The 24902-nt window shown below is 52.3% G+C and carries 29 protein-coding genes, 1 pseudogene and 1 other annotated feature; of the genes and pseudogenes, 18 read left to right on the top strand and 12 right to left on the bottom strand.

From position 1 onward, the window contains the following. Positions 1 to 39 precede the first annotated feature (39 nt). A complete protein-coding gene (gene ves, locus ABGB15_RS12375; RefSeq protein ID WP_215723176.1) occupies positions 40 to 597 on the top strand; it encodes an environmental stress-induced protein Ves in 558 nt (185 codons plus the stop codon). Here the strand turns inward: ves and cho are convergent. Together cho and nadE are read right to left on the bottom strand one after the other, a co-directional pair. Next, complete coding sequence (gene cho / locus ABGB15_RS12370; protein WP_215723177.1) at positions 566 to 1453, bottom strand: excinuclease Cho; 888 nt, start codon at positions 1451 to 1453, stop codon at positions 566 to 568. The genes ves and cho overlap by 32 nt on opposite strands. An 87-nt stretch (positions 1454 to 1540) precedes the next feature. After that, complete coding sequence (gene nadE, locus ABGB15_RS12365; protein WP_215723178.1) at positions 1541 to 2368, bottom strand: ammonia-dependent NAD(+) synthetase; 828 nt, start codon at positions 2366 to 2368, stop codon at positions 1541 to 1543. 231 nt (positions 2369 to 2599) lie between these two features. Between nadE and osmE the strand changes: the two genes are divergently transcribed. From osmE to chbG, 7 genes and pseudogenes are all read left to right on the top strand, one after another. Next, positions 2600 to 2944, top strand: coding sequence for an osmotically-inducible lipoprotein OsmE (gene osmE, locus ABGB15_RS12360; RefSeq protein WP_152084294.1), 345 nt, complete (start codon positions 2600 to 2602; stop codon positions 2942 to 2944). A 280-nt stretch (positions 2945 to 3224) separates the two neighbouring features. Next, positions 3225 to 3542 (top strand): PTS N,N'-diacetylchitobiose transporter subunit IIB, encoded by a 318-nt coding sequence (gene chbB / locus ABGB15_RS12355; RefSeq protein WP_152084295.1) that lies wholly within the window; start codon positions 3225 to 3227, stop codon positions 3540 to 3542. Positions 3543 to 3622: 80 nt separating this feature from the next. Then, positions 3623 to 4981: a PTS N,N'-diacetylchitobiose transporter subunit IIC gene (chbC, locus tag ABGB15_RS12350; RefSeq protein ID WP_152084296.1), complete on the top strand. Its 1359-nt coding sequence runs from the start codon at positions 3623 to 3625 to the stop codon at positions 4979 to 4981. A gap of 47 nt (positions 4982 to 5028) precedes the next feature. Further along, positions 5029 to 5376: a PTS N,N'-diacetylchitobiose transporter subunit IIA gene (gene chbA / locus ABGB15_RS12345; RefSeq protein WP_006174844.1), complete on the top strand. Its 348-nt coding sequence runs from the start codon at positions 5029 to 5031 to the stop codon at positions 5374 to 5376. Between the two features lie 17 nt (positions 5377 to 5393). Next, positions 5394 to 6224, top strand: a pseudogene (gene chbR / locus ABGB15_RS12340) (transcriptional regulator ChbR); the annotation flags it as partial. Between the two features lie 110 nt (positions 6225 to 6334). Next, entirely contained in the window at positions 6335 to 7690 is a 1356-nt protein-coding gene (locus ABGB15_RS12335; protein ID WP_152084298.1) for a 6-phospho-beta-glucosidase, read from the top strand. Positions 7691 to 7701: 11 nt separating this feature from the next. Then, the gene (gene chbG, locus ABGB15_RS12330; RefSeq protein WP_215723179.1) at positions 7702 to 8451 is read left to right on the top strand and encodes a chitin disaccharide deacetylase; all 750 of its coding nucleotides are present in this window, start codon (positions 7702 to 7704) and stop codon (positions 8449 to 8451) included. Between the two features lie 123 nt (positions 8452 to 8574). Here chbG and katE read toward each other — a convergent pair whose 3' ends face one another. Next, a complete protein-coding gene (katE, locus tag ABGB15_RS12325; protein WP_215723180.1) occupies positions 8575 to 10824 on the bottom strand; it encodes a catalase HPII in 2250 nt (749 codons plus the stop codon). Between the two features lie 188 nt (positions 10825 to 11012). Between katE and cedA the strand changes: the two genes are divergently transcribed. Further along, positions 11013 to 11267 (top strand): cell division activator CedA, encoded by a 255-nt coding sequence (gene cedA, locus ABGB15_RS12320; protein ID WP_198440052.1) that lies wholly within the window; start codon positions 11013 to 11015, stop codon positions 11265 to 11267. 48 nt (positions 11268 to 11315) lie between these two features. Here the strand turns inward: cedA and tcyP are convergent, their stop codons facing one another. The 4 genes from tcyP to hxpB form a co-directional block, all read right to left on the bottom strand. Next, positions 11316 to 12707, bottom strand: a complete 1392-nt coding sequence (gene tcyP / locus ABGB15_RS12315) for a cystine/sulfocysteine:cation symporter (RefSeq protein ID WP_152084302.1) — start codon at positions 12705 to 12707, stop codon at positions 11316 to 11318. A gap of 126 nt (positions 12708 to 12833) precedes the next feature. Continuing rightward, a complete protein-coding gene (locus tag ABGB15_RS12310; RefSeq protein ID WP_152084303.1) occupies positions 12834 to 13424 on the bottom strand; it encodes a metal-dependent hydrolase in 591 nt (196 codons plus the stop codon). Positions 13425 to 13518: 94 nt separating this feature from the next. Then, positions 13519 to 14280, bottom strand: coding sequence for a 2-dehydro-3-deoxy-D-gluconate 5-dehydrogenase KduD (gene kduD, locus ABGB15_RS12305; protein ID WP_369064187.1), 762 nt, complete (start codon positions 14278 to 14280; stop codon positions 13519 to 13521). Positions 14281 to 14409: 129 nt separating this feature from the next. Further along, positions 14410 to 15081, bottom strand: coding sequence for a hexitol phosphatase HxpB (gene hxpB / locus ABGB15_RS12300; RefSeq protein ID WP_152084305.1), 672 nt, complete (start codon positions 15079 to 15081; stop codon positions 14410 to 14412). Between the two features lie 145 nt (positions 15082 to 15226). Here hxpB and ABGB15_RS12295 point away from each other — a divergent pair, with 145 nt between their 5' ends. Further along, positions 15227 to 15763 (top strand): YniB family protein, encoded by a 537-nt coding sequence (locus tag ABGB15_RS12295; RefSeq protein ID WP_152084306.1) that lies wholly within the window; start codon positions 15227 to 15229, stop codon positions 15761 to 15763. A 37-nt stretch (positions 15764 to 15800) separates the two neighbouring features. On the opposite strand, the gene ABGB15_RS12290 is transcribed toward ABGB15_RS12295, so the two are convergent. From ABGB15_RS12290 to pfkB, 3 genes are all read right to left on the bottom strand, one after another. After that, positions 15801 to 16661: a fructosamine kinase family protein gene (locus ABGB15_RS12290; RefSeq protein ID WP_152084307.1), complete on the bottom strand. Its 861-nt coding sequence runs from the start codon at positions 16659 to 16661 to the stop codon at positions 15801 to 15803. 105 nt (positions 16662 to 16766) lie between these two features. Further along, positions 16767 to 17057 (bottom strand): type V toxin-antitoxin system endoribonuclease antitoxin GhoS, encoded by a 291-nt coding sequence (gene ghoS / locus ABGB15_RS12285; protein WP_152084308.1) that lies wholly within the window; start codon positions 17055 to 17057, stop codon positions 16767 to 16769. A gap of 103 nt (positions 17058 to 17160) precedes the next feature. After that, positions 17161 to 18093: a 6-phosphofructokinase II gene (pfkB, locus tag ABGB15_RS12280; RefSeq protein ID WP_215723270.1), complete on the bottom strand. Its 933-nt coding sequence runs from the start codon at positions 18091 to 18093 to the stop codon at positions 17161 to 17163. Between the two features lie 295 nt (positions 18094 to 18388). Here pfkB and ABGB15_RS12275 point away from each other — a divergent pair, with 295 nt between their 5' ends. Further along, positions 18389 to 19147: a YdiY family protein gene (locus ABGB15_RS12275; RefSeq protein WP_152084309.1), complete on the top strand. Its 759-nt coding sequence runs from the start codon at positions 18389 to 18391 to the stop codon at positions 19145 to 19147. Positions 19148 to 19411: 264 nt separating this feature from the next. Further along, the gene (locus tag ABGB15_RS12270; RefSeq protein ID WP_152084310.1) at positions 19412 to 19645 is read left to right on the top strand and encodes a hypothetical protein; all 234 of its coding nucleotides are present in this window, start codon (positions 19412 to 19414) and stop codon (positions 19643 to 19645) included. A gap of 157 nt (positions 19646 to 19802) precedes the next feature. On the opposite strand, the gene yniD is transcribed toward ABGB15_RS12270, so the two are convergent. After that, positions 19803 to 19910, bottom strand: a complete 108-nt coding sequence (gene yniD / locus ABGB15_RS12265) for a small membrane protein YniD (RefSeq protein ID WP_003857815.1) — start codon at positions 19908 to 19910, stop codon at positions 19803 to 19805. A gap of 98 nt (positions 19911 to 20008) precedes the next feature. After that, a complete protein-coding gene (yncL, locus tag ABGB15_RS12260; protein WP_071985389.1) occupies positions 20009 to 20101 on the bottom strand; it encodes a stress response membrane protein YncL in 93 nt (30 codons plus the stop codon). Between the two features lie 324 nt (positions 20102 to 20425). Between yncL and thrS the strand changes: the two genes are divergently transcribed. From thrS to pheS, 6 genes are all read left to right on the top strand, one after another. After that, positions 20426 to 22354, top strand: coding sequence for a threonine--tRNA ligase (gene thrS, locus ABGB15_RS12255; RefSeq protein WP_152084311.1), 1929 nt, complete (start codon positions 20426 to 20428; stop codon positions 22352 to 22354). 3 nt (positions 22355 to 22357) lie between these two features. Beyond that, on the top strand, positions 22358 to 22900 hold the full coding sequence (gene infC, locus ABGB15_RS12250) for a translation initiation factor IF-3 (protein ID WP_023616141.1): 543 nt from the start codon (positions 22358 to 22360) through the stop codon (positions 22898 to 22900). Positions 22901 to 22997: 97 nt separating this feature from the next. Further along, positions 22998 to 23195 (top strand): 50S ribosomal protein L35, encoded by a 198-nt coding sequence (rpmI, locus tag ABGB15_RS12245; protein WP_001124225.1) that lies wholly within the window; start codon positions 22998 to 23000, stop codon positions 23193 to 23195. A gap of 50 nt (positions 23196 to 23245) precedes the next feature. Then, the gene (gene rplT / locus ABGB15_RS12240) at positions 23246 to 23602 is read left to right on the top strand and encodes a 50S ribosomal protein L20 (protein WP_000124850.1); all 357 of its coding nucleotides are present in this window, start codon (positions 23246 to 23248) and stop codon (positions 23600 to 23602) included. 118 nt (positions 23603 to 23720) lie between these two features. Next, positions 23721 to 23845 (top strand) — a sequence feature (Phe leader region). Next, positions 23726 to 23770 carry a pheST operon leader peptide PheM gene (pheM, locus tag ABGB15_RS12235; RefSeq protein WP_001386830.1) on the top strand — a complete coding sequence of 15 codons (45 nt, stop codon included), beginning with the start codon at positions 23726 to 23728 and terminating at the stop codon, positions 23768 to 23770. (Overlaps the previous feature by 45 nt.) A gap of 62 nt (positions 23846 to 23907) precedes the next feature. After that, a complete protein-coding gene (pheS, locus tag ABGB15_RS12230) occupies positions 23908 to 24891 on the top strand; it encodes a phenylalanine--tRNA ligase subunit alpha (RefSeq protein ID WP_033145275.1) in 984 nt (327 codons plus the stop codon). The last annotated feature ends 11 nt before the right edge of the window (positions 24892 to 24902 follow it).

Genomic DNA, 24902 nt, shown 5'->3' with positions numbered 1-24902 from the left:
CCGTTGCCCTGGCACATGTTGTGCCCTTCAGGAGTGGTGATGGAGTATTTTGATATCCGTAAAATGCCGGTCAGTCTCTGGCGTAATGGTGCTGGCGAAACACGTGAGATTTGCTGTTTTCCTCCCGCAACGCGTGATTTTTCCTGGCGCGCCAGTATTGCGTCCATTGCCAGCAATGGCGAATTCTCCTCTTTTCCCGGCGTTGACCGCGTGATCACGTTGCTGGAGGGTGGCGAGGTCACACTGGATGCGGGAAAGGCGTTTAGCCATACCCTGAAACATCATCAACCTTATAGTTTTGCAGGTGACCTGCCGGTAAAAGCGCTGCTGACCGACGGTCAGATGTCGATGGACTTCAACATCATGACCCGACGGGACCATTGCCATGCGAAGGTGCGTGTGGCAGACCGGACCTTTACCACGTTCGGATCGCGTGGCGGTGTGGTTTTCGTGCTAAGCGGCGCGTGGCAGTTGGGTGAAAAACTGCTGACGGCCGATCAGGGAGCCTGCTGGGAAGGCGGAACTCACACGCTGCGTTTACTGGAATCTGAAGGAACCCTGCTGTTCAGCGAAATTCGCTGGCTGCCGGGCCATTGAGCGGTATGATCTCATACTCACCGGTCAGTAAGGGTTTACAGAGAATTTTGTAGCCGTCCTGATCGAATCCGGCGGGAGTGCGCAACAGGGCATCGGCGTCGCTTACGTTTTCAACGGCACCCAGCCACAGCCAGTTATGGATGATATGGTAGTGCGTCATTTCATCCCGGCTCTCTTTCAGCGCAACGGCACCTTCCCACGGCCAGCAGTTGACGCTAATGGAAGACAGCCCGCTAAGGAGCCGTGCATGATGCTCCTCAACGCTCTCTTTCCCGCAACAAGCACCCGCACAGCGCTTGAGCGCAGAACGGAAGCAGGCGCGTCCGCGCGTCACGGCTTCCAGCCCTAACACCCCATAACAAAGCTGTAAATCATCGGCCAGGGATTGCAGGGTTTGCAGCGCAGCGCGTTTGTTGGCAAACAGACCGTAAAGATTGGGTGCACGGGAGAAATCGACTTCACGGGCATACACCACCTGAGGCTTACCGGCGTTGATCTGTAAAGAACAGAGCTGGCGATTACGGCGCAGGCGCTTATTAAACAGCGGCTGCTGCTCTTTTATCAGCCGGGCCTCCAGCAGCAGCGCACCCAGCTCACCTGCTGTCTGTATCCAGGTGATACGCCGCGACTGTCGAAGCATCGCCGCTTCGTCTGGCGTGCGCAGGTGAGACATAACCCGGCTGCGAATATTGACGCTTTTACCGATATACAGCGGCATGGTGTCGCTTTCACCGTGAAAGAAATAGACGCCAGGTTGCTTCGGCAGAGCCTCAAGCCAGGGGCGAAGATGTTCGGGATATTCATAGATGGCCGCCGCTTCGAATTCAAGACGCGGGGCTGATTGACGCCTGCTCACACAACACTCCCTATACTGTTCAGGCATACAGTGTAGCAGGTGTCGGATGGTTAAAAAAGAGGCGGGTGCTGCCCGCCTCGCTTGTGACTAACGTTTCCAGAAATCGTCGAACACGGTAATCGGCGGACGACGCTTGTGCTCGGTTTTCAGATACCAGCTTTCAATAATTTTCGCCGTACCTTCATCCAGCTTTTTGCCTTCCAGGTAATCATCAATGTTCTCGTAGGTTACGCCCAGCGCCGCTTCGTCCGGGAGGGAAGGGCGATCGTCTTCCAGATCGGCCGTTGGCGCTTTCTTATAAAGGTGTTCCGGGCAGCCCAAAGCGGCAAGGAGCTGTTTGCCCTGACGCTTGTTCAGGCGGAACAGCGGGTTAATATCCGTACCGCCGTCACCGTATTTGGTGAAGAAGCCGGTAATCGCTTCTGCTGCGTGATCGGTCCCCACAACAACGCCTTTCGTCATGCCTGCAATGCTGTACTGCGCCTTCATGCGCTCGCGGGCTTTTTCGTTGCCGCGCACAAAATCACTCAGTTCAATGCCTGCTTCGCGCAGCGCCTGCTCGCTTGCCAGCACGGAACCTTTGATATTGACCGTGAGAACGCGGTCCGGCTGGATAAAGGCGATGGCGTCCTGACAATCCTGCTCATCTGCCTGTACGCCATACGGAAGGCGCACTGCGATAAACTGCAGGGCGTTATCGCCCGTTTCGTCACGCAGTTCGGAGATGGCTATCTGGCACAGTTTGCCCGTCAGGGTGGAGTCCTGGCCGCCGCTGATGCCGAGCACCAGAGACTTCAGGAAGGGGTGCGCTTTGAGATAGGATTTTAAAAAATCGACGCTTCGACGGATCTCTTCATTTGCGTCTACCGCTGGCTTCGCGCCCAGCGCCTGAATAATGTCTTGTTGCAGAGCCATTACGCCCTCCATATGCAGAACTAAACAAAAAGAGTTATCTGTTAAAACTAACCCGTTGGGCGGAAAACGACAAGGATCACAGTTTCAAGTGCGCTTAATTACGACGATTTAGCAGCTTATCGTTGTTTTATTAGAATTTTCCGAAATTCGTCTGGCGTTACTCGCAAAGTTGAACAATAGTATCTTTTATTCCATGCTTAGATAACACGCTGATAAACAAGAGGACGGAATATGAACAAGAATGTAGCAGGAATTCTAAGTGCAGCGGCGGTACTGACTATGCTGGCAGGGTGTACGGCTTACGATCGCACCAAAGATCAATTCACACAGCCTGTGGTGAAAGATGTCAAAAAAGGGATGACGCGTTCACAGGTTGCTGCGATTGCGGGTAAGCCTTCCTCTGAAGTGACCATGATCCATGCACGTGGTACGTGCCAGACATACATCCTGGGTCAACGTGATGGTAAGACTGAGACCTATTTCGTCGCCCTGGATGATACCGGTCATGTGATCAATTCCGGTTATCAGACCTGTGCTGAGTACGATACCGACCCGCAGGCACCTAAGGCACAGTAACCTGCTTGCCTGAGGATGTTAAAAAACCGGCCTTTGTGCCGGTTTTTTTATTCATACGTAAATCTTATTTCTTTGCGCGAATTATTTGCCTGAAATGTGAAGGTAGTCAACACGCCAGGTCAATGAGAGACAATTTGTCTCTATCCAGAATTATCCCCTCCTTGTACCATTGCGTATACTCACTTCAACGATAAACAACAGTAAGCAAACCGCCCGTCTGCCAGGATAGCGAGTCGAGTGAGAGTGCGACGGCGAGCGGTTATACAAGAGGGAAGTTACTATGGAAAAGAAACATATCTATCTGTTCTGCTCTGCGGGCATGTCAACCTCGCTTCTGGTGTCAAAGATGCGTGCGCAGGCTGAAAAGTATGAAGTCCCTGTGGTGATTGAAGCGTTTCCAGAGACGCTGGCGGGCGAAAAGGGCCAGGTTGCAGATGTTATTTTGCTGGGGCCACAAATCGCTTACATGTTGCCAGAAATTCAACGTTTATTGCCAAACAAGCCGGTTGAAGTCATTGACTCCGGGTTGTACGGCAAGATCGATGGTTTAGGTGTATTAAAAGCTGCTGTTGCGGCGATTAAGAAAGCTGCAAATTAATTTTTTATTTTTCCCGTCAAAGAGTAATTTCACACACAATACGCCGTAACTCTCGTTGCGGCATTTAAGGGTATTTTCCTATGAGTAAAGTCATCGCTTCACTTGAAAAGGTACTCCTTCCTTTTGCTGTTAAAATAGGAAAGCAGCCTCACGTTAATGCCATCAAAAACGGCTTTATTAAATTAATGCCGTTGACGCTGGCCGGGGCAATGTTCGTTTTAATTAACAACGTTTTTCTGAGCTTTGGTGAAGGTTCCTTCTTTTATTCATTAGGAATTCGATTAGACGCTTCGACTATTGAGACCCTCAATGGCTTTAAAGCCATCGGCGGCAATGTATACAACGGTACGTTGGGTATTATGTCGCTGATGGCACCTTTCTTTATTGGAATGGCATTGGCTGAAGAGCGAAAAGTCGATCCTCTGGCGGCGGGTTTATTATCCGTCGCGGCCTTTATGACGGTGACACCGTACAGCGTGGGCGAGGCTTATGCTGTGGGAGCCAACTGGCTGGGTGGGGCAAACATTATTTCCGGTATTGTTATCGGGCTGGTGGTTGCTGAGATGTTCACCTTCATTATTCGTCGTAACTGGGTGATCCGTTTACCGGACAGCGTCCCGGCCTCCGTTTCTCGTTCATTTTCCGCGTTGATTCCAGGCTTCATTATTCTCTCCATTATGGGGATTATCGCCTGGGCGCTCTCTCACTGGGGGACAAACTTCCACCAGATCATCATGGACTCCATCTCTACGCCGCTGGCGTCGATGGGTGGCGTGGTCGGTTGGGCATATGTCATCTTTACCTCCCTGCTGTGGTTCTTCGGCGTGCATGGTTCACTGGCACTGGCGGCGCTGGACAGCGGCATTATGACCCCGTGGGCACTGGAAAACGTTGCGCTTTACCAGCAGTACGGCTCCGTGGATGCGGCGCTGGCAGCCGGTAAAACCTTCCATGTGTGGGCGAAGCCGATGCTTGACTCCTATATCTTCCTGGGTGGTACCGGGGCGACGCTGGGTCTGATCATCGCGGTCTTTATTGTCTCTCGCCGCGCTGACCATCGTCAGGTTGCGAAGCTGGCACTACCGTCCGGTATCTTCCAGATTAACGAACCGATTCTGTTTGGTCTGCCAATCATCATGAACCCGGTCATGTTCATTCCGTTTATCCTGGTGCAGCCGCTGCTGGCCGCGATTACCCTGACGGCGTACTACCTGGGTATTATCCCGCCGGTGACCAACATTGCACCGTGGACAATGCCAGCCGGTCTGGGTGCGTTCTTCAACACTAACGGTAGCGTCGCTGCCTTCCTGCTGGCGATATTTAACCTCGGGATTGCAACACTGCTCTACATGCCATTCGTGGCGATTGCGAATAAAGCCGCAACGGTTATCGATGAAGAAGAGAGCGAAGAGGATATCGCCCTCGCACTGAAATTCTAAAATTGCACGGCGCGGGGCAACCCGCGCCAGCGAAAAGGAGCAAAAAGATGTTAGATTTGGATAGTATCGTCGCAGAAGAGGCCGCAGAGAACGATCTGGAAGAGGTGGTGATGGGTCTCATCATTAACTCAGGGCAAGCGCGCAGCCTGGCGTATGCCGCCCTTAAACAGGCTAAGCAGGGCGATTTCGCTGCAGCGAAAACCATGATGGATCAGTCCCGTACCGCCTTAAATGAAGCTCACCTGGTTCAGACGAAGCTCATCGAAGGTGACCAGGGCGAAGGGAAGATGAAGGTGAGCCTGGTGCTGGTGCATGCGCAGGATCATTTGATGACCTCCATGCTGGCGCGCGAGCTGGTGGCGGAGCTTATCGAGCTTCACGAGAAAATGCAGTAGGTCAGTTTTAGCAGCAGGAGGTCAGCGCGATGGAAATTAAAACCGCACTTGAGCAGCAACTGTTTAATGGCAAAAATTTTCACGTGGTTATCTACAACAAGACGGAGAGCGCCAGTGGTCTGCACCAGCATGACTACTACGAGTTCACGATTGTTCTGACCGGACGCTACTACCAGGAGATCAACGGCAAGCGCGTCCTGCTGGAGCGCGGTGACTTTGTCTTCCTGCCGATGGGGTCTTACCACCAGAGCTTTTATGAATTTGGTGCCACGCGCATTCTTAATGTCGGCGTGAGCAGACGCTTCTTTGAAAAACATTATCTGCCGCTGGTGCCGTTCTGTTTTGTGGCCTCACAGGTGTATCGCGTGAAAAACGAGTTTATGACCTGGATCGAAACGGTCATCGCCTCGCTGAATTTCCGCGACAACGAGTTTGATGAATTTATTGAAACCGTGACGTTCTACGTAATGAACCGCCTGCGTCACCACCGTGAAGAGCAACAGGTGATTGACGATATCCCGCAGTGGCTGCGCAGCACCGTTGAGCTGATGCACGACAAAGGACAGTTCAGCGACAATGCACTGGAAAATATGGTCGCACTGTCGGGTAAATCGCAGGAATATTTAACCCGCGCCACTCAGCGTTATTATCGCAAAACGCCCGTGCAAATTATTAATGAGATCCGCATTAATTTTGCCAAGAAACAGCTGGAGATTACTAACTATTCTGTCACCGACATTGCTTATGAGTCCGGTTACAGTAGCCCCAGCCTGTTTATTAAGACCTTTAAAAAATTTACTTCATTCACACCGAACAGTTACCGGAAAAATCTGACGGTAATTAATTAACATTCGGCGGAGTTATCCGCCACGAATATTGACTTAATTGCTTGCCCAAATAGCGGGAAGAGAACGCTATACCTTGCAGGCGGTTAACCTGATACGCTAAGGGAGATATTATGCAACAGAAATTAAAAGTCGTAACCATTGGCGGCGGCAGCAGCTATACCCCGGAATTACTGGAAGGTTTCCTGAAACGTTATCATGAACTGCCGGTCAGTGAATTATGGCTGGTGGACGTTGAGGAAGGGCAGGAGAAGCTGAATATTATTTTCGACCTGTGCAAACGCATGGTTGAAAAAGCGGGTGTGCCATTAACCGTGCATAAAACGCTCGATCGCCGACTGGCGCTGAAAGATGCTGACTTCGTGACAACCCAGCTGCGCGTTGGCCAGCTGAAAGCGCGTGAGCTGGACGAACGTATTCCGCTGAGTCATGGCTATCTGGGCCAGGAAACCAACGGCGCGGGCGGCCTGTTCAAAGGTTTGCGTACCATTCCGGTGATTTTCGACATCATCAAAGATGTGGAAGAGATCTGCCCGAACGCATGGGTGATTAACTTTACCAACCCGGCCGGGATGGTGACCGAGGCAGTCTATCGTCACACCGGCTTCAAACGCTTTATTGGCGTCTGTAATATCCCGATTGGCATGAAGATGTTTATCCGCGATGTGCTGGAACTGTCCGACAGCGACGATCTTTCTATCGACCTGTTCGGCCTCAACCACATGGTGTTTATCAAAGATGTGATGGTGAATGGTCAATCGCGCTTCGCCGAACTGCTCGACGGCGTGGCATCTGGCCGCCTGACTGCGGCGTCCGTGAAAAACATCTTCGATCTGCCGTTCAGTGAAGGACTGATCCGCTCGCTGAATCTGCTGCCGTGCTCCTATCTGCTCTACTACTTCAAGCAGAAAGAGATGCTGGCCATTGAAATGGGCGAGTATTATAAGGGCGGTGCGCGTGCTCAGGTGGTACAGAAAGTTGAGAAGCAGCTATTTGATTTGTATAAAGATCCGAACCTGAACGTTAAACCGAAAGAGCTGGAGCAGCGTGGCGGGGCGTATTACTCGGACGCGGCGTGCGAAGTGATCAACGCGATTTACAATGACAAGCAGGCTGAGCACTACGTCAACGTGCCGCACCACGGGCACATCGACAATATTCCGGCAGACTGGGCTGTTGAGATGACCTGTATCCTCGGTCGTGATGGTGCAACACCGCATCCGCGCATCACCCACTTCGATGAAAAGGTGATGGGCCTCATTCACACCATCAAAGGGTTTGAAGTGGCGGCAAGCCATGCGGCGCTGAGCGGTGAACTGAACGACGTACTTCTGGCGCTGAACCTCAGCCCGCTGGTCCATTCTGACCGTGATGCAGAACAGCTGGCGAGTGAGATGATCCTGGCGCACGAAAAATGGCTGCCAAACTTTGCTGCAACGGTTGAGAAACTGAAGTTCAAACACCGTTAAGAGGATGAGCAATGGAAAACCTGCTGATCGTAAATGCCGATGATTTTGGCCTGTCGAAAGGGCAGAACTACGGCATTATTGAAGCCTGTCGTCGGGGGGTAGTGACCTCCACAACGGCATTAGTCAACGGTGAGGCGATTGAACATGCCGCCCAACTGAGCCGTGAAGCGCCGGGCCTGGGCGTGGGGATGCACTTTGTGCTCACGCTGGGAATGCCGCTGTCACCGATGCCGGGTCTGACGCGCGACGGACAGCTGGGGAAATGGATTTGGGAACTGGCAGAGCAGGATGCTCTGCCGCTCGATGAGATTGCCCGCGAGCTGGATTGCCAGTTTAACCGCTTTGTTGACCTGTTTGGTCGTGAGCCGACGCACATTGACAGCCACCATCATGTGCATATGATCCCGGCGATTTTCCCGATTGTTGTGGAATTTGCTCAACGAAAGGGCGTGGCGATGCGTGTGGATCGAGAGGTGCGCGGATTGCCGGAGTTCGCCGTGACAACAACGGAGGGGTTCAGCAGTGCATTTTACGGCGATGCGATCGACGAAGCGCTGTTCCTGCAAGTGCTGGATGCCTCAGCCGCGCGAGGTGAATGTTCGCTGGAGGTGATGGCGCATCCTGCGTTTGTCGATAACATCGTGCGTAAGAGTGCTTATTGCTGGCCGCGCCTGACGGAGCTGGATGTGCTGACGTCGGCGTCGCTGAAATATGCGATTGCCGAGCGCGGGTATCGTCTGGGGACGTTTGGGGATCTTTGAGATAAAGCCCGGTGGCGAGGTAAAAGCAAAACGGTAACCTGGGTTACCGTTTTTATTGTTTTCTCCCTCTCCCGTGGGAGAGGGGCGGGGTGAGGGCATCAGGCCGCACAACCGGGAATGGTTTTACGCCGGGATCCGATCAATCTTACTGCTGCGCGACCAGACGCGGTGCGCCGCAAGCAAATCAAACAGCTTCGTCATAAACGCATCGTCAACGTTATCTCCCTCGACAATACCGTCCTCACCCTGCTCGGCAACCTTCAGTTGCGCCTTAAACTGACGCGCGTCGCCGGACAACGCGATCGGTTTCAGGTGCTTATAGGCTTCCAGCAGATAATATACGGCGTCACCGTTGGTCAGCAGGCTGGCAATATCGCCGCATGGCACAATCACCGCATCCACCGTCAGCGATGGCGCGCCGGCAAAGGTCGCGGCAATCGGCAGCACTGAACCATCGTCCGCCGTCACTTCGCCCATACGGGAATAAAGCAGTTTCGCATGCACCCCCTGGGTTTTCAGCGCCTGCATAATCCCCAGCACGTCGCTGGCGCGGGTTTTGTCGTTCAGCAGGATGGCGACCACGCGGCCCTTAATCGAACCACCCGGCACCGCGTAAAGGCTCAGCGACGGATCTTTCTTCACACCGTTAACCTCTTTCGGCGGTGCAAGATTGCGTTGCTCATCGGTCAGGGTAATGCCGAGGTTATCCGCCACGCTCTGGGCGAGCTGAATATCAATATGCGCCAGCTGATCGACCACGCGCTCGCGGATGTACGTCCGCACCACTTTGCTCAGTTCGAAACTGAACCCGCCGATAATATGCTGCTGCTCAATTGGGGTCTGGCTGTTCCAGAACAGGCGAGGATGGGCGTAATACTCCCCGAACGACGGGCTACGTTCACGAATTTTTGCCCCGTCGACGCGTTCCTGGTACGACTCAAACCCGCCGCGTTTCGGGCCTGGCGGTGTTTCGCGCGGCCAGTTATCGTTGATCGAGTTCGGTTCGTAGTTTGCCGGATTGGTGTCGATATCCTGACGATGCATCCCGTCACGCTGGAAATTATGGTACGGGCAGGTTGGGCGGTTAATCGGGATTTCGTGGAAGTTCGGGCCACCAAGACGGCTGATCTGCGTATCAGTGTAGGAGAACAGGCGTCCCTGAAGCAGCGGGTCGTTGGTGAAATCCAGACCGGGAACGATATGACCCGGATGGAACGCAGCCTGCTCGTTTTCCGCAAAGAAGTTATCCGGGTTGCGGTTGAGCACCATTTTGCCCACCAGCTGTACCGGCACCAGCTCTTCCGGAATCAGCTTGGTAGGATCAAGCAGGTCGAAATCGAATTTAAACTCGTCTTCTTCCGGGATGAGCTGAAGTCCCAGTTCATATTCCGGGAAATCCCCAGCTTCAATGGATTCCCATAGTTCGCGACGGTGGAAGTCCGGGTCGCGTCCGGTCAGCTTTTGAGCCTCATCCCACACCAGCGAGGCTTTACCTGCAACCGGCTTCCAGTGGAAGCGGACAAACGTCGCTTTGCCCTCGGCGTTGATCAGGCGGAAGGTATGGATGCCAAACCCTTCCATAGTGCGGAAACTGCGCGGAATCCCACGGTCAGACATTGCCCACATCACGTTGTGTAATGTTTCTGGTTGCAGGGAAACGTAGTCCCAGAAGGTGTCATGCGCACTTTGTCCCTGCGGTATAGCCCAGTGAGGCTCCGGTTTTACGGCATGGACAAAGTCAGGAAATTTATGCGCATCCTGAATGAAGAAAATCGGCGTGTTATTGCCGACCAGGTCGAAAATCCCCTCTTCGGTATAAAACTTGGTCGCGAAGCCACGAATATCGCGCACCGTGTCGGCCGAGCCTGCGCCACCCTGCACGGTGGAGAATCGCACAAACACGGGCGTGATTTTATCGGGATCGGAGAGGAAGTCCGCTTTGGTGATCGCTTTCAGGCTTTTGTAGGGCTGGAAATAGCCGTGTGCGGCGGAACCACGCGCGTGAACGATACGTTCCGGTATGCGCTCGTGGTCAAAATGGGTGATCTTTTCACGCAGGATAAAATCTTCCAGCAGTGTCGGCCCCCGGTTGCCTGCGCGCAGGGAGTTTTGGTCATCAGCGATACGCACCCCCTGGTTGGTGGTGAGCGCAAAGCCTTCTCCGCCTTTACGATGAGGTTCAAGTGCGTTGAGCTTTTCATTTCCGTTCTCCGGGGATTTCATGCTTCCCGGTGCAGTGGGCTGATCGCCTGGAGCCGATGGGCCTGGGGAAGGGCGGTGAGATCCGTCAGCGGGAGCCAGCGAGTCCATACCCGGCTGAGATTCTTCAGTGCCATGAATGGGTGATTGATGTGGTTTATCTTTGTTCGACATTGCACGCTTCTCCTTTATTCATTGCCAAAAACCCTATTAAGGATAGAACAATGTCGTGAGATGACAGGCGAACTAAGAGTTTTCAGAAGACTTGCTTAGCGAAAGGGGCTTTCTGCAGCATGGAAGGCGCGACGCATGGGGGGAGAATCGGCTATGATAGAAATTTCCTGCTTCAAGAATGTGCTTTAGTGAACCAGTCGCTTATGAAACCATTTCGTCAACAAAACCGTCCTGTTATTAGCTACGTGCCCCGCGTCGAACCTGCGCCGCCTGAACACGCCCTGAAGGTAGATGGTTTTCGCGATGTGTGGCAATTACGGGGCAAATACGTCGCCTTTGTCCTTATTGGTGAGCATTTTCGCCGTTCTCCTGCTTTTTCGATGCCGGAATCGGCGCAGCGATGGGCGGTACAGACCCGTCAGGACGAGGAAGTTGAAGAATAACAATCATAAAAAAACCGCCATCAGGCGGTTTTTTTATTTCAGCAGTGATTAGCGGTGAGCCAGTTCGGCGTCGTCTTCACTTTCCAGAATCGCTTTATCCGTCTGCTTCAGCCACTGGCTGGTCAGCGTCCCGGCGGTCATGGAGCCGCTGACGTTCAGCGCGGTACGGCCCATGTCGATCAGCGGTTCAACGGAGATCAGCAGCGCAACCAGCGTTACCGGCAGGCCGAGAGCTGGCAGAACAATCAGCGCTGCGAAGGTCGCGCCACCGCCCACACCCGCAACACCTGCGGAGCTAATGGTGACAATACCAACCAGCGTGGCAATCCAGACCGGGTCCAGTGGGTTGATACCCACCGTCGGCGCAACCATTACCGCCAGCATGGCCGGGTAGAGGCCTGCGCAACCGTTCTGACCAATGGTGGCACCGAAAGAGGCAGAGAAGCTGGCGATAGACTCCGGCACGCCCAGGCGACGCGTCTGCGCTTCAACGTTCAGCGGAATAGACGCGGCGCTGGAGCGGCTGGTGAAGGCGAAGGTCAGGACCGGCCAGACCTTACGGAAGTATTTCAGCGGGCTTACGCCGTTCACGCCCAGCAGGATACCGTGTACCACAAACATGATGCCCAGACCGAGGTAAGAGGCAATCACAAAGCTGCCCAGCTTAATGATGTCCTGCAGGTTAGAGCCCGCAACCACTTTGGTCATCAGCGCCAGCACGCCGTATGGCGTTAACTGCATCACCAGACGAACCAGTTTCATCACCCAGCTTTGCAGCGTATCAATAGCGGTCAGTACGCGTTCGCCTTTCGGCGCGTCGTCTTTCAGCAGCTTCAGTGCTGCCACACCGAGGAATGCAGCGAAGATTACCACGCTGATAATGGAGGTTGGGCTTGCGCCGGTCAGGTCAGCAAACGGGTTCTTCGGAATGAAGGAGAGCACCATCTGCGGAACGGTCAGATCGGCAACTTTACCCACATAGTTGGTCTGGATCGCCGTCAAACGAGCCGTTTCCGCTGTGCCCTGCACCAGACCTTCGGCGGTCAGGCCAAACAGGTTGGTCACCAGTACACCGACCAGCGCTGCAATCAGCGTGGTAAAGAGCAGTGTACCGATGGTCAGGAAGCTGATTTTTCCCAACTGACTGGCGTTATGCAGACGGGCAACGGCGCTCAAAATTGAGGCAAAGACCAGTGGCATAACGATCATTTGCAGCAGCTGAACATAGCCGTTACCGACAATGTTAAACCACTGGATAGAGTCTTTCAGAACCGGATTATCGGAACCGTAAATAGCCTGTAATGCCAGACCAAATACGACACCCATGCCCAGACCAACCAGCACTTTCTTCGCCAGGCTCCACTGTTTGTGGCGCGCCTGCGCAAGAAGCAATAGCAATACAACGAACACGACAATGTTCGCGATGAGTGGAAAATTCATCCCCGTTCTCCTGATTTATTATGTGGTCGGTTTACCCGAACCTGTTGGCGCAAGGTTAGCAGAAGTGTGATGTCGCGCTTATATCCAAATGGAATGAATTATGACAAATGTGATTGTTTTGTCGGTTTAATGTTCGATCTGGTGATTAATAAAACGATTGAACTGAAACTGCAGCGAATTAATCATCTGTGATGACCAGCGAACTGCACCATTTTCGGGCAATGTTTGTGGCATCCAGACGGCATAAGCAAAAAGCGCCATGCACAGAACGCGCTCCAGCTGGTTCCCTTTTTGCGGGACGAGAATAGGGAAACGGAAGCGCCAGCGGCAGGGCCAGAGCAGCGGAACGCCTGCAGGCGTCAGCATATCCGCAAGAATGTGGCTTAAATAGCCGAGCACCATTCCCTGAATGGCATCGGCAGGCACAATCCAGCTTTCAGGAACCTTAAGGTAAAAGAGGGTTAACAAGCCAAACACGGCCAGCAGGCTGTGGGTAAATCCGCGATGGCCGAAAGCTCTGGCAATGGGTTTGGATACCCACTTTAACCGTTGCCCGAGAAACGATTTCGGATGGTCAATATCCGGCAGCAGGCAGGTCAATACGGCGGAAGGGACAATATGCCACCAGTCCCCCTGTGCCAGCACAGGGGTCAGTTCAGCGTTTTTTGCAAACACCGCGCATGCAATTGAAAAAAGCAGGTGGCCTTCCGCCGTCATGATAAAACCCAGAAAACTGTCGATTCATACAGTATAGGGTTTTTATACAGTGCGCGAAAGAGGTGACGGTGTAACTCTTTGTCACAATGTGGCGTTAACGCGCGAGCCAGCCACCGTCGACGGCCAGCGTGTGCCCGTTGACGTAATCCGATGCCGCTGACGCGAGAAACACCACCGGACCTTGCAGGTCATCCGGGAGCCCCCAGCGTCCGGCGGGGATACGGTCGAGGATCTCCTGGCTGCGCTGCTCGTCATCGCGCAGTTGCTGCGTGTTATTCGTTGCCATATAACCCGGCGCGATGGCGTTCACATTGATGCCATGCGCCGCCCACTCGTTTGCCAGCAGACGCGTGATACCAAGTACGCCGCTTTTGGACGCGGTATAAGAGGGAACGCGAATCCCACCCTGGAAAGAAAGCATGGAGGCGATGTTGATGATTTTTCCTCCCTGGCCCTGAGCAATAAACTGCTTCGCTACAGCCTGAGAGAGGAAAAACACCGTTTTGAGATTCAGATTGATGACGTCATCCCAGTCTTTTTCACTGAACGCCAGCGCATCCTGTCGACGGATAGTCCCGGCATTATTCACCAGGATATCAAGGCGTCCCATCTCCCCGACGGCGCTTTCCACCACGCTCTGGATATTCTCCTGCTGACCGAGATCGGCACGAATTGCCATAAATCGTCTTCCACATGCGGTTACGAGGGCGGCAGTTTCTTCGGGAACTTTACGGTTTACGCCAACGATATCGCATCCGGCCTGCGCCAGTGCGAGCGCCATTCCTTGTCCCAGACCGGTATCGCATCCGGTGACAAGGGCCACTTTGCCTGAAAGAGTGAAGGTATCCAGTATCATACGCGCCTCAGATATAGGGTTATTGTCGTTCTGAACGTAAGGATAGGAGGCGGGCGCAGGAAAAGCAAATAACATGAAACGATGTTTTATTTTTAATTTCAGGCAGCGAACGCTGCCTGTAGATGCGTATTATTCGCCGCGCAGATGCTGAACAGTCAGATCGGCAAGCGATGTCAGTTTTACATCAGCCAGCGCGAAACGGGGATCGTGGCGGCCTTCTTCAGCCGGAACAACAATGGAGCGCATACGTGCGGCTTTTGAGGCGACCATGCCGTTAACGGAATCTTCCAGTGCCACGCAGGTCAGGGGATCGAGGCCCAGTTTAGCGGCGCAGTCCATGTAAACCTGCGGGTGCGGCTTGCTGTAAGGGAGTTTTTCGGCGGAGGCCAGCGCGTCGAAGCTGTCACGCAGCTCAAACATAGTCAGCACTTTTTCCAGCATGTGCAGCGGTGAGGCCGAGGCCAGCCCGACCTTAAGCCCTTGTGCTTTGCACAGCGCGACGGCTTCCCGAACGCCAGGTAAAAGAGGTTTGTACTCTTCGACCAGCGTAATGGCGCGTTGGATAATGCGTGCGGTGACTTCATCGCGATCGGGCCCTGCCCACGGCTGGTGGGCGTACCACAGCTCAACGACCATATCAATGCGCAGCCCAAGCGTATCGGGCAGTTCGTTACGACGGCTAATATCTACGCCCAGGCTGGCCATGACATCCAGTTCAGCGCGATCCCACAGGGGCTCGGAATCAATCAACAACCCATCCATGTCAAAAATAGCGGCAAGTATTTGGCGCGGTGTCGACATCACAACGTCTCCTTCTCTCAGGTGTTCGACAGACGATCGGTGCTAAGCACAAGCAATTTAGCATATTGCTTTTAAAGAGCGGGCGAAAATGATGGGCAGCAGGTAGACTTAGGCACAAATAACGCGTCTTTTTGAAGGGGAACTGATGACGTATCAACAAGCTGGACGCATCGCTGTCTTAAAACGTATTGCCGGTTGGGTCATTTTTATTCCGGCCGTGATTTCCACGCTGATTTCCGTGCTCAAATTTATGTACGATCACAGTGAAAAACAGCCGGGTATCAATGCGGTAATGCTTGATTTTGCTCATGTCATGATTGAAATGATGCGCTTTAACACGCCGTTCTTGAACTTTTTCTGGTTCAACTCGCCCACGCCGGATTTTCATCAGCAGTTAAACGTTGGATTCTGGATTATCTACGCGCTGATCTTTATTGCCTTAGCGTTGCAGGCATCCGGCGCTCGCATGAGCCGTCAAACGCGCTTTTTGCGTGAAGGCGTGGAAGATCAGCTGATTCTGGAGAAGGCCAAAGGGCCTGAAGGGTTGAGTCGTCAACAGATTGAGTCGCGCATTGTGGTGCCGCGCCATACGATTTTACTGCAGATTTTCCCGCTCTATATCCTGCCAGCGATCATTATCGTGGCCGGATACTTCTTCTTCTCTCTGCTCGGTTTTATTTAAGCGTAAAACGGGTGGTGTGTGACCACCCGTGTTGCCGTCAGGCTGCCAGGATGCGATCCAGGGCGCGCTGCGCGTTTACCAGATGTTCGCCACCAAACAGAATGGCCCGGTTAATCAGGGTATAAAGCTGATAAATTGGCTGGCGTTCGAGGAAATCCGATGGCAGGGGCGAAACCGACTGATACCCGTCGTAAATTTGCGGAGGCTGCTCGGGGTGCAGGGGCAGCATAGCCAGATCGCACTCTCTGTCTCCCCAGTAACAGGCAGGGTCGAAGATGTACGGCCCGTTTGGCCCCAGCGCACAGTTTTCAGACCACAAATCACCGTGCAGCAGCGAAGGCTGAGGTTGATGCGAGGCCAGACGCTGCTGAATATGTTCGACGATGGCATCGATATTACCGAACTCCATTCCCTTTTCGGAGGCCAGTTCCAGCTGCCAGCCGATACGCTGTTCGGCAAAGAAGGTCGACCAGCGACGCTGCCAGGCATTCGGCTGCGGCGTGGTGGAGAGATCGTTATCGAAATCAAGGCCAAATTGCGGTTGATCGCTCCACTGATGCAGGCGGGCAATCTGCTGGCCGAGAATGAACGCATTATGCGCATCTAACGGGCGGGCCGGGAGATACTCCATCACCAGAAAGCTGTAATCACGATCGCTGCCAACTGCCCACACCTGCGGGACGGTAACCGTTTTGCTGCGCGACAGCAGTTCCAGTTGATCGGCTTCGGCAGTGAAGATAGGGAGAAGCTCTCGTTCATCGCACTTCACGAAAAGATCGCGACCCGCGTAACGTAAATGCCACGCGGCGTGGATCTCTCCGCCTGGCAGTTCGTTACGCAGTTCAATTTCACCTTCACCCAGTTGCTCACTTAAAAGATGACTGATAGCCTGCCACATGATGTCTCTCCCATGTTGTCTGCCAGATCATAAAGTTAGCGCAAAACGGCTGTAAAAAAATACGAACTAACGCACACCTGAGCGGTTTAGTTTCATACAGGGCACTTATTGTTCTTTTTTTTGCCAGTTTTCCCAGGTTTCCACCTCAATTTCGGCTGCTTTGTCGGTCGCGCTCTCAACCAGACGGCATGCCAGCGCGTTAACGTCATCCTTACTGAGGGCGCTGATCAGGCCGAATGACAGGGTTCCCAGGTCATGGATATTGCCTTCCTCGTCCGTCAGCGTGAGCAGAAAGTTGGACCGGGTAAAAGCGTTGTTGAGTTCGTTAAGTTCAGTCAGTGACGCTTCATGAATATTCACGGTTACGACGTAGCGGGTGATGTCACCACTGCTCATAATTCACCTCATTGTTATCATGAAAGTTTTCTTAGCATAGCCGATAGTACGCGTTTGGCGACTATGGTGCGCCTTTCCCCTTCATGACGAAGGGGAAAATGCGTTAATTACGGGACAGGTAGTCGACGATTTTCTGCGTGTCGGCAAGCGAGCAGAGCCGTGTGCCCTGGTTAATGGTTGCAGCACTGCCCGCAGCAACGCCGTAGCGCGTCATCTCCAGAAGCGAAGCACCCTGAGCCAGTTTCAGCGCCATTGCACCCACCATGCTGTCGCCTGCACCAACGGTACTCTGGCTTTTCATGGGCGGCGGGACGACCTGGACAAATCCGGTTTCGTCTACAGCCAGCGCCCCCTGAGGGCCAAGCGAGACGACGACCCGAAGTGCTTTGCCGCGCTTCACCAGCTCCTGAGCGGCTGTACGAACGTCATCCGGTTGGGTTAGCTCGCGATTGACAAGTGCGCTCAGCTCTTTCTGATTCGGTTTGACCAGCTCAAGATGCCCCGGCTCTAACGCCGCAAGTAGCGCTTCGCCGGAGCTGTCGACAATGCAACGAATCCCGCGTTTCTGAACCGCCCGGATAAGATCCGTCAGTTTTTCAGTTTTGATCCCCGGCGGCAGGCTTCCACTAATGACCAGCATTGAGCCGCTCTCAATTGCCAGCACTTTCTCTTCGAGCTGGCGAAACTCATCATCACTTAGCTTCGCACCGGGCATAACGAAACGGTACTGTTCACCGGAAGATTCAACGTGTACGTGCAGATTCTGTCGGGTCCAGTCTTTGGCATCGACGGTCTGCACGGTAACCTGCTCATCCAGCAGCAGAGAAACAAGATGTTCACCCGTGGCTCCCCCGGCCGGGAATATGGCCGTGGCTTTGCCGCCCAGGTGCGTAATGGCTCGCGCCACGTTGATGCCGCCGCCGCCAGGCTCAAATACCGGGGCACTGCAGCGCAATTTACCTTCCGGGTAAATTTGCGGGGTTAGGGTGGCGGAATCGAGGGAAGGGGAGAGTGTCAACGTGTAGATAGAAACCATCATTACCTCCTTTTAGCATGGGTTCTTTTAAGCCTGGCACCGATCGGCAGGAAGGCAATGTAAATAACAGTATGATTTTAAATATGAATACTGACGAAGTCTCCGCTGCAGATATATAAATTAAAACATGTTTTGAGATCGTTCTTATTCAAAAAACGAAATAAGAAAACATTGCTATGTTATTAGCGGCTTTTTATAATTTGTTACCTTTCTCTGGACGCCTTGTCATTGATCCTCAAGAAAGTTTCCGAGACCGTGACGGTCTCTTTTTTTGTTGTATGGACTCCTTAATAAAATGAAGCTTTTGAAGACAGTTCCTGCTGCACTGATGCTGGCGGGTGGTGTGTTTGCATCAATGAATGCAACCGCCGATGACTCCGTTTTTACTGTCATGGACGATCCTGCTACGGCGCAAAAACCCTTTGAAGGTAACCTGAACGCAGGGTATCTGGCGCAATCTGGTAACACAAAAAGCTCTTCCCTGACGGCAGACAGCACGCTGACCTGGTACGGCAACACCACCGCCTGGTCACTGTGGGGGAATGCCAGCAACACGTCCGCTAACGACGAACGTTCTTCGGAGAAATATGCCGTAGGCGGGCGTAGCCGTTATAACATGACCGATTATGACTATCTCTTCGGCCAGGCGAGCTGGTTAACTGACCGCTACAATGGCTACCGTCAGCGCGATGTCTTTACCGCAGGTTATGGCCGCCAGTTCCTGAACGGACCGGTGCACAGCTTCCGTTTTGAATTCGGTCCTGGTGTCCGTTATGACGAGTACACCGATGGCGATACCAAAACCCAACCGTTAGGTTATGCATCGGGTACCTATGCCTGGCAGATGACCGACACCACCAAATTTACGCAGGGTGTATCGGTGTTTGGTGCTGATGATACAACGCTGAACTCTGAGAGTGCGCTGAACGTTGCCATCAATGAACACTTCGGTTTGAAAGTGGCTTATAACGTGACCTGGAACTCTTCACCTCCAGCCTCTGCGCCGGATCATACCGACCGCCGAACCACCGTTTCTCTTGGCTACAAAATGTAATTGAAGCGGGCCGAAATATTATCGGCCCGTTTTTTATTTTCAGAAACTGTGCTGTTTTATAATAAACAGCGTTTTAAAATAATTGGTCCGCAGCTTTCTCCATAATTTCTTCATAATTACGCTTTGATATAGATATTCAATTTATTTGACACGAATTGATAAATAAATTGACTAGGCAGAAGTGTGATCCAGATCTACACTAAAAACACAGGCAAATTTATGCCTTAAGTCATTCTGCTTTAATTCAGTAAGAGAATAATCATTATGAAAAAAATCAAAACCGCTGCAGCAGCAATAGTGCTTTCCGCACTCTCTTTTGGCGTATTCGCTGCTGATGCCGAAACCACACCTGCCAGTGACGCCAATAGCCAAATCGGCATGACTAAAGCCTCTGACGTTGAAGCGGGTTCTAACCTCGCGCCAGGGTCACAATCTACCGGCCAGTCGATGAACGACGCATTTGATGTTCATAAACTGGTTGCGGGTGAGTGGTCCTGATAAGCGTGTTACTGTGTTGAATATCACTCAATAATCAACCCGCCAAAAACCGGATAGAGATGTACCGGTTTTTTGACGCGTTATCGCTGCAAAAGTATTTAACATTTATTCGCAACAGTTAATTTTTATTTATCTCTCTTGATGGCAGACGAATGCACTAACCCCAGATCATCGCGGCCCATCGCAATAGCAACATCGCGCCACAAATGGCAATTAATACCACCACCATCTTCCAGTGCTTCACAGCAAATCGTTTCGTTGGCATAACCTAATCCTTGTCCGTTAATTGTTCCAGTCTACCAAAACATGCGGCAGATTGCGCATTATCCGGGACGGAAGGTTATGCAATATGATCGGTCCGGGCTAGAACCAGTGGAATCTGTCGGCAAGAATCAAAACCAACCCTGCCGCTGAAAGTATATTCAATATCACAACGGTTCTACTGGATACATTCATTTGATGCCCTCCTGGAGGTGTAAGACCCTGTTCAAGAATAGCTCAGCAATGTTGAATTGCGAGCCTCTGGTAGCGAAAGTAAGTGAACTCATACGAAAGGATGAGTGACTCAAACTGGCCGCAGAGGATGCATTCGCCTTGTTATTAGTGTTACCATTGGAGCGCTTGCCGTAAATCCGCCTTTGTCTGATTTTGGCGGGTGCATGATGACGAGCCAATTTGACGATTGTTGGTCAGATGGTTTCGTAATCTACTGTTAAATCACGATTATTTTCTTTGTATATGCTCTTATGTGTGGGGCATCACTGCAAATAAGGATATAAAATGCCTGTAATTACTCTTCCTGATGGCAGCCAACGCCATTACGACCACGCTGTTAGCCCAATGGATGTTGCCCTGGACATCGGCCCTGGACTCGCGAAAGCGACCATCGCTGGCCGTGTAAATGGTGAGCTGGTTGATGCATCCGACCTGATCGAAAACGATGCTACGCTTGCTATCATCACCGCGAAAGACGAAGAAGGTCTGGAGATCATTCGTCACTCCTGCGCGCACCTGTTAGGTCATGCTATCAAGCAACTGTGGCCAAACACCAAAATGGCGATCGGCCCGGTTATTGACAACGGTTTTTATTATGACGTTGACCTTGACCACACCCTGACCCAGGAAGATATCGACGCGCTCGAAAAACGTATGCACGAGCTCGCTGAAACCAACTATGACGTTATCAAGAAGAAAGTCAGCTGGCACGAAGCGCGTGAAACCTTCGTGAAGCGTGGCGAGAGCTATAAAGTCTCTATTCTTGACGAAAACATTTCGCATGATGACAAGCCGGGCTTGTACCATCACGAAGAATACGTCGACATGTGCCGTGGACCGCACGTGCCGAACATGCGCTTCTGTCATCACTTTAAACTGATGAAGATCGCCGGTGCCTACTGGCGTGGCGACAGCAACAATAAGATGTTGCAGCGTATTTATGGTACGGCGTGGGCAGATAAAAAAGCCCTGAACGCCTACCTGCAGCGCCTGGAAGAGGCGGCGAAGCGTGACCACCGTAAAATTGGTAAGCAGCTTGACCTGTACCATATGCAGGAAGAAGCGCCGGGCATGGTGTTCTGGCATAACGACGGCTGGACAATCTTCCGTGAACTGGAAACTTTCGTGCGCTCGAAGCTGAAAGAGTACCAGTATCAGGAAGTAAAAGGCCCGTTCATGATGGACCGTGTGCTGTGGGAAAAAACCGGCCACTGGGACAACTATAAAGATGCGATGTTCACCACCTCGTCTGAGAACCGTGAATACTGCATCAAGCCAATGAACTGCCCTGGCCACGTTCAGATCTTCAACCAGGGTCTGAAATCCTACCGCGATCTGCCGCTGCGTATGGCGGAATTCGGTAGCTGCCACCGTAACGAGCCATCAGGTGCGCTGCACGGTCTGATGCGTGTTCGTGGCTTTACCCAGGATGATGCGCATATCTTCTGTACTGAAGATCAGGTACGTGATGAAGTTAACGCCTGTATTCGTATGGTCTACGATATGTACAGCACCTTTGGCTTCGAGAAGATCGTGGTCAAACTCTCAACGCGCCCGGAAAAACGTATCGGTAGCGATGAGACATGGGATCGCGCAGAAGCGGATCTCGCCGTGGCGCTGGAAGAGAACGGTATCCCGTTTGAATACCAGCTGGGCGAGGGCGCATTCTACGGTCCGAAAATTGAATTTACCCTGTATGACTGCCTCGATCGCGCATGGCAGTGCGGTACTGTACAGCTGGACTTCTCCCTGCCGCAGCGTTTAAGCGCCTCTTATGTTGGCGAAGATAACGAGCGTCAGGTGCCGGTTATGATTCACCGTGCAATTCTCGGTTCTCTGGAGCGCTTCATCGGCATCCTGACTGAAGAGTTTGCGGGCTTCTTCCCAACCTGGCTCGCGCCAGTGCAGGTCGTGGTGATGAACATTACCGATTCTCAGTCTGAATACGTTAAAGAATTGACGCAGAAACTACAAAATGCGGGCATTCGCGTAAAAGCGGACTTGAGAAATGAGAAGATTGGCTTTAAAATCCGCGAGCACACTTTACGTCGTGTCCCGTATATGTTGGTCTGTGGTGATAAAGAGGTGGAAGCAGGCAAAGTGGCCGTTCGCACCCGCCGTGGTAAAGACCTGGGCAGCCTGGACGTAAGTGAAGTGATTGAGAAGCTGCAACAAGAGATTCGCAGCCGCAGTCTTCAACAACTGGAGGAATAAGGTATTAAAGGCGGAAAACGAGTTCAAACGGCACGTCCGAATCGTATCAATGGCGAGATTCGCGCCCAGGAAGTTCGCTTAACAGGTCTGGAAGGCGAGCAGCTGGGGATTGTGAGTCTGAGAGAAGCGATCGAAAAAGCTGAAGAAGCTGGAGTAGATTTAGTTGAAATCAGCCCTAACGCCGAACCGCCAGTTTGTCGTATCATGGACTACGGCAAGTTCCTTTATGAAAAGAGTAAGTCTTCTAAGGAACAGAAGAAGAAGCAAAAAGTTATCCAGGTTAAGGAAATCAAATTCCGCCCTGGTACCGACGATGGCGATTATCAGGTAAAACTCCGCAGCCTGATTCGCTTTCTGGAAGATGGCGATAAGGCCAAGATCACACTGCGTTTCCGCGGTCGTGAGATGGCCCACCAACAGATTGGTATGGAAGTGCTTAACCGCGTCCGTGACGATCTGAGTGAACTGGCAGTAGTCGAATCCTTCCCTACGAAGATCGAAGGCCGCCAGATGATCATGGTGCTCGCTCCTAAGAAGAAACAGTAAGGCCTTCAAGCAGCAAAATCTGTGGAGCCTTCGGGCTTCATAGGTTTTGTTCGCCTATGTTTCGTTTATTTAACAATGCGAAGTGGAAGTTATTAAAATGCCAAAAATTAAGACCGTACGCGGTGCTGCTAAGCGCTTCAAAAAAACCGGTAAAGGTGGTTTTAAGCACAAGCACGCTAACCTGCGTCACATTCTGACTAAGAAAGCTACCAAGCGTAAACGTCACCTGCGTCCAAAAGCCATGGTTTCTAAAGGCGATCTGGGCCTGGTCATCGCGTGCCTGCCGTACGCATAAGTCGTTAACGTTTAACTTTTTTAACTTAGAATAGATACAGGAGAGCACACATGGCTCGCGTAAAACGTGGTGTAATTGCACGTGCACGTCACAAGAAAATTTTGAAACAAGCTAAAGGCTACTACGGTGCGCGTTCACGCGTATACCGCGTTGCCTTCCAGGCTGTTATCAAAGCAGGTCAGTACGCTTACCGTGACCGTCGTCAGCGTAAGCGTCAGTTCCGTCAACTGTGGATTGCGCGTATCAACGCAGCAGCACGTCAGAACGGTATTTCTTACAGCAAATTCATCAACGGCCTGAAAAAAGCCTCTGTTGAAATCGACCGTAAGATCCTGGCTGACATCGCAGTATTCGACAAAGTAGCGTTCACCGCTCTGGTCGAAAAAGCGAAAGCAGCACTGGCATAAGCCAGTTGAGAGAGGGGGCTTAGCTCCCTCTTTTCATTTAACACTATCAGAAGATTGACATTTATCCGTGCAGGCTTTTCAATAAGGTCTTAACGGTTTTTTACCACACAAGGTAACGCAAGCATGAATGCTGCTATTTTCCGCTTCTTCTTTTACTTTAGCACCTGAACTCAGGAGGCTAGCGCGTGAAAGATGAAACGAAAAACAGCGCCAGATAAGCCTCCCGATGGAGGCTTTTTTTGTGCCTGAATTCGAGAGAATAAGTCCAACAATTCGGTGTCTGCACCGACATAATGAGGAAAACCATGTCACATCTCGCAGAGCTGGTTGCCAGTGCAACGGCTGCCATTAACCAGGCCTCAGATGTTGCCGCGTTAGACAATGTCCGCGTCGAATATCTGGGTAAGAAAGGGCATCTGACCCTTCAAATGACTACCCTGCGTGAGCTGCCTGCTGAAGAGCGTCCGGCAGCGGGTGCGGTGATTAACGAAGCCAAAGAGCAGGTACAGCAGGCGCTGAACGCGCGTAAAGCCGAGCTGGAAAGCGCAGTGCTGAATGCGCGTCTGGCGGCAGAAACCATCGACGTCTCTCTGCCTGGCCGTCGTATTGAGAATGGTGGTCTGCATCCGGTCACCCGTACCATTGATCGTATTGAAAGTTTCTTCGGTGAGCTCGGCTTTACCGTGGCGACTGGCCCGGAAATCGAAGATGACTATCACAACTTCGACGCCCTGAACATTCCAGGCCATCATCCGGCACGTGCTGACCACGACACTTTCTGGTTCGACGCCACGCGTCTGCTGCGTACCCAGACCTCCGGCGTTCAGATCCGCACCATGAAGGATCAGGAACCGCCAATTCGCATCATCGCTCCTGGCCGCGTTTACCGTAACGATTACGACCAGACGCACACCCCAATGTTCCACCAGATGGAAGGTCTGATTGTTGATAAAAACATTAGCTTTACCAATCTGAAAGGCACGCTGCATGACTTCCTGAATAACTTCTTTGAGGAAGATCTGCAGGTTCGTTTCCGTCCGTCCTACTTCCCGTTCACCGAACCGTCTGCGGAAGTTGACGTCATGGGCAAAAACGGCAAATGGCTGGAAGTGCTGGGCTGTGGCATGGTGCATCCAAACGTGCTGCGCAACGTGGGCATCGATCCGGAAGTTTACTCCGGCTTTGCGTTCGGTATGGGTATGGAGCGTTTGACCATGCTGCGCTACGGCGTGACCGACTTACGTGCGTTCTTCGAAAACGATCTGCGTTTCCTCAAACAGTTTAAATAAGGGCAGGACAG

This window comes from Enterobacter sp. MALB-1, assembly GCF_041021625.1.
GTDB classification, from domain to species: domain Bacteria; phylum Pseudomonadota; class Gammaproteobacteria; order Enterobacterales; family Enterobacteriaceae; genus Enterobacter; species Enterobacter oligotrophicus.
The sequence above is the reverse complement of the archived record's forward strand: the minus strand, read 5'-3'. Positions and strand labels throughout refer to the sequence as shown.